The organism is Streptomyces sparsus (assembly GCF_054776295.1).
In genome coordinates this window covers 1-4,884 of the sequence record NZ_BAAHCA010000092.1, presented here as the reverse complement: position 1 = coordinate 4,884, position 4,884 = coordinate 1, and the positions used below count along the sequence as shown (strand labels likewise).

General features: G+C 71.0%; 3 protein-coding genes and 1 pseudogene. 1 reads left to right on the top strand and 3 read right to left on the bottom strand.

Annotation, left to right across the window (positions count from 1 at the left end):
* Positions 1-20: 20 nt before the first annotated feature.
* Complete coding sequence (locus ACYVE9_RS07920) at positions 21-926, bottom strand: MHYT domain-containing protein (RefSeq protein WP_461027022.1); 906 nt, start codon at positions 924-926, stop codon at positions 21-23.
* A gap of 834 nt (positions 927-1,760) precedes the next feature.
* On the opposite strand from ACYVE9_RS07920, the gene ACYVE9_RS07915 reads away from it, so the two are divergent.
* Positions 1,761-2,627 carry a C40 family peptidase gene (locus tag ACYVE9_RS07915; protein WP_461027021.1) on the top strand — a complete coding sequence of 289 codons (867 nt, stop codon included), beginning with the start codon at positions 1,761-1,763 and terminating at the stop codon, positions 2,625-2,627.
* Between the two features lie 241 nt (positions 2,628-2,868).
* Here ACYVE9_RS07915 and ACYVE9_RS07910 read toward each other — a convergent pair whose 3' ends face one another.
* Positions 2,869-4,143, bottom strand: coding sequence for a geranylgeranyl reductase family protein (locus tag ACYVE9_RS07910; protein ID WP_461027020.1), 1,275 nt, complete (start codon positions 4,141-4,143; stop codon positions 2,869-2,871).
* A 91-nt stretch (positions 4,144-4,234) separates the two neighbouring features.
* Positions 4,235-4,884: pseudogene (locus ACYVE9_RS07905) on the bottom strand (hypothetical protein); the annotation flags it as partial.

The following is a 4,884-nucleotide window of genomic DNA, read 5'->3' as shown; positions in this document are numbered from 1 at the left end:
GACTCAACGGCTGTAGGGGCTCAACGGCGGTGGGTGTCCCAATCGCCGGAACCGCCGGGCCGGGTGGGGCCACTCGGGCCGTTCGCCGCGCGTGAGGTCTGGCGCGGCACGGTGCCGGCGGCGTGCCGGTGGGCCGGCGGGCGGAAGGCGTCACCGGGCGGCGCGGGCCGGGGCGAAGGCCGGCCGTTCTCCTCACCGGAGACCAGCATCGGGTCGAACATGACGATCACGCAGGCGATGAGCAGGAACAGCAGCGGCCCGAGCAACATGGGAAAGAGCACCGAGGTGAGGGGGCTTCCCGCCTCGGCCGCCTGGGAGCCGTCGTGCAGATGCACGCTCAGCCCGGCCATGCCCGTGTAGTGCATGCCGGTGACCGCGACGCCCATCACCATGCTCGCCCCGAGGCTCGGCAGGAAGCCGTGGATGGAGACGGCCGCCCACAGTGCCGCCGTCGCCGCGACCACGGCGATGACGAGGGACAGCGCGACCATGAACGGGTCGTACGCCAGGTCACCCCGGAGGCGCATGCCGGCCATGCCGATGTAGTGCATGGCCGCGACACCGAGGCCGGTGACGCCGCCCGCCGTGATCAGGGTGATGCGGTTGGCCCCTCGGTAACCCACGATGAAGGTGCCGATACCGACGACCACGATCGCCACGACCAGGCTGAGCACGGTGGTCGGGATGTCGTAGCTGACCGGCGCCTCCTCCACGTGGAACCCGATCATGGCGATGAAGTGCATGAGCCAGATGCCCGACCCGATGGAGGCTGCCCCCAGGGTGAGCCATCCGGCCTTGCGCGAGTCGTCGGCTCTGAGCGATCTGGTGGTGCAGCGCAGACCGAGTGCCGCGCCGAGACAGGCCATCAGATACGCCACCACCGGCGTGAAAGCGCCGTAGCTGAAGCCGTCGATCGTTCCCTGCATGGCGGTGCGCCCCTCCCCGTACGAACACGCCCAGGCCGGGCATGGCAAGACCCGCGGCCACGTGCACGGCACTGAGACGACGCGGACATCTGACCAAAATACGCCTGTCGGGTTACCTGAAGAACCCCGGTACTCGGGCGATATGCCAAGGGCACGTGAACAGGTTGGCTGGAAACCGCCCATCGCCGTCGACGGCCCGCCACCCGGCAGCCTCGCCCGGACGAGCAGCCGCACGGGGAGCAAGGGAGCCGGCACCGGCAGGGATCTGCCCGCACTCGCCCCACGCATCTCGGAAGGCGGCCGGCTTCTCCGTGCCGAGAGCATCCGACGACGCCCCCTGACGGCACATCCACCCACGCGCTTCCGCTTCGGCCACACGCGCCGACCATCGGGCGCTCGGACCCCGTTCACCCCTTATCGGGCGATGCACACAGGTCCCCCACACCAACCGACGCGGCGCTCCACGCCCACCCTGACGTCTTGTCAGGGCATGGTCGAACACAGGCCACATGGGACGCTTGAGACGTTCCTCTGTTTTGCCCCTTTGTGGCTGATGTGGTCAAAGTGAAGCCAGGGTTCCACTGTGACCTGCGCCACAGAGGGCAATGTCAGCCACTGCCACATTGGCGTTATCAGGCTGAGACATGCTAGGCGCGTCACCCGCTGGGACAATGTGGACAACTCCATGGTCAAGAGCGCTTAGTCGGACATTGATCAACTCGACACCGGGACCTGAGGCATCCTCAAATGCCGTAATCCGGGCATCAGGCGACCTGTTGTGGCGCATCCCACCTTTGTTGAGGGGAACCCTGCCGCCCTGATAGCCCTGTGGACATGTCCTCGACTCACATACGAAGCCACCGGAAGCCCCGACGTTCCTCACGGAACACGCTCATACGCTCGGGTGTTGCCGGTGGCGTCCTCACGACTCTCGCGGTGACCGGCGCGGCGTCCCCGGCTTCCGCCGAGAAGCAGGCGTCCACCGACACCGTCGAGTTGCCCTCCCTGGACGGTGTCATCGCGCCCGGCAGCACCAAGGCCGCGCACGTCACGCAGACCATCGCCATCCAGTACGAGCTGGACGCCGCGCAGGACAAGGCCGCGGAGGCCGCGGGCAAGGCCGCCGCCAAGGCGAAGAAGAAGGCCGACGCGGAAGAGGCCCGCCAGCGGGCCGAGGCCGCCCGCAAGGCCGCGGAAGCCGAGGAACGCGCCGCCGAGGAGCGCGCCGCCTCCCGCAGCTCCGCCCGCACGACCCTCAGCACCGACTCGGGCAGCAACTCCGGCGGCGGCAACTCGGCCGGCACCTCCACGCAGTCCGCCCCGTCGGCTGCCGCCCCGGCCTCCGGTAACGCCGCGAGTGTCGTCAACTTCGCCCGCGCCCAGGTGGGCAAGGCGTACGTGATGGGCTCCACCGGTCCCAACGCCTACGACTGCTCCGGCCTCACCACCGCCGCCTTCCGCCAGGTCGGCGTGTCACTGCCGCGCACCTCGCAGGCCCAGTCGACCGCCGGTACCGAGGTCGGTCTCGGCAACCTCCAGCCCGGGGACATCCTGTACTGGGGCGGCAAGGGCAGCGCCACCCACGTGGCCATCTACGTCGGCGGCGGCAAGTACGTCGGCGCGCAGAACCCGTCCGCCGGTGTCGCGATGCACGACCTCGGCTGGGGCGGCACGCCGTCCGGCGCCGTGCGCGTGCTCTGACGCACCGGCACACACCCGCAGCACGCATCTGAGGGGCTTCCCGCGACTCGTCGCGGGAAGCCCCTCAGGCGTGCGCCCGGAAGCCGGACGCGGGGAGACGGGGGACGGGACGTGGGAAGCCGGCTCCGGGGCCGAGCGGCCCGCACCGGCAGCCGGAGGACTTCGCGAGAAACGCCCTCCCGCGCCGGCGGCCCGAGCGGGCCGGCAGGGCGGGAAGGCGAACGGACCGGCGGACCGGCCGTCAGGCGCGGGGCGCCACGCGGGACAGGCCGTTGATGATCCGGTCCATGGCGTCGCCGCCGGTCGGGTCGGTCAGGTTGGCGAGCATCTTCAACGTGAAGCGCATCAGCACCGGGTGCGAGAGGCCCCGGTCGGTGGCCAGCTTCATCACCTTCGGATTGCCGATCAGCTTCACGAAGGCCCGGCCCAGGCTGTAGTAACCGCCGTAGGTGTCCGAGAGGACCTTCGGGTAGCGGCGCAGCGCCAGTTCGCGCTGCGTGGGCGTCTGCCGGGCGTGCGCCTGCACGATGACGTCCGCGGCGATCTGGCCGGACTCCATCGCGTAGGCGATGCCCTCACCGTTGAAGGGGTTGACGAGCCCGCCCGCGTCCCCGACCAGCAGCAGGCCGCGGGTGTAGTGCGGCTTCCGGTTGAACGCCATCGGCAGCGCGGCACCGCGGATCGGCGTGGTCATGTTCTCCGGCGTGTAGCCCCACTCGGCGGGCATCGACGCGCACCACGCCTTCAGCACCTCGCGCCAGTCCAGCTCCTTGAAGGCGCTGGAGCTGTTGAGGATGCCCAGGCCGACGTTGGACGTGCCGTCGCCCATGCCGAACACCCAGCCGTAGCCGGGCAGCAGTTGGTCCTGCGCGCCGCGCTTGTCCCACAGCTCCAGCCACGACTCCAGGTAGTCGTCGTCGTGCCGGGGCGACGTGAAGTAGGTGCGCACCGCGACACCCATCGGACGGTCCTCGCGGCGGTGCAGACCCATCTTCAGGGACAGCCGGGTGGAGTTGCCGTCGGCCGCCACGACCACGGGCGCGTGGAAGGTGACCGGCGTCTTCTCCTCACCGAGCTTGGCGTGCACCCCGGTGATGCGTCCGGCACGGTCCAGGATCGGGTCGCCGACGTTGCAGCGCTCGTGCAGCCGCGCGCCGGCCTTCTCGGCCTGCCGGGCGAGCTGCTCGTCGAAGTCGTCGCGCTTGCGGACCAGTCCGTAGTCCGGGTAGCTGGCCAGCTCCGGCCAGTCCAGCTGGAGCCGGTGCCCGCCGCCGATGATGCGCAGGCCCTTGTTGCGCAGCCAGCCCGCTTCCTCGGAGATGTCGATGCCCATGGCGACGAGCTGCTTGGTGGCGCGGGGCGTGAGCCCGTCCCCGCAGACCTTCTCGCGCGGGAACGCCGTCTTCTCCAGCAGCAGGACGTCCAGTCCCGAACGGGCGAGGTGGTAGGCCGTGGTCGAACCGGCCGGCCCGGCCCCGACGACGATCACATCGGCGTGGTGTTCTGCCACGAGCACTCCCGAAGACTAGGCACTGGACTCCAGCAGTCTATGTACGACGTCGGCCGCCCCCACCGGCAGGTGCCCGCCGGGCCGGGGCGGGAGGCCGTCAGCGGCCCAGGTGGCGCCACCACCGGTGCAGGTAGGGCGCGAGCAGGCCGACGCCGAAGATCCACAGCGCGGCGAACAGCACCGCCTCGGCGGTGTTGACGCCCGCTTCCGCGCTGCCCCGGCCGCCGTAGCCGGCGTCCGCGGAGCTGCGCAGCCCGACCGAGCCGACCACGACCAGCAGCAGGAACAGCCCCCACACCAGGGCGGCGGTCAGCAGGTGCTCACCCCGGGACGCGGAGAACCGCGCGGCCAACACGGCGGGCGCGAGCGCGCAGCAGGCCCCGAGCAGCACCAGGACGGCGACCGCCCAGCTGCCCGCCGCGCCGCCCACGTCGGCGAGGGCGAAGGTGTCGAACTCCCAGACACCGCCGGTCACCGCACTGTGCGTCTCCAGGGTGGCGCCCCAGGAGAGGCCCAGGACGGCGACGGCGAGATTGGGCAGCAGCAGGAAGGCGACGAAAAGCCACCACAGGGCGTCCCCGTCCTCCCAGCCACCGGCAGTCCACGCCGCACCGACCATGCCGCACACCAGCAGCGCTCCCCCGGTGCCCAGTGCGGCGGTGCGCAGCGCCCGCACGGCGGTGCCGAGCGGCGGGCGGGCCAGCAGCCAGGCGTGCAGCGCACGCCCGTACAGCGTGGCGGCCGCCG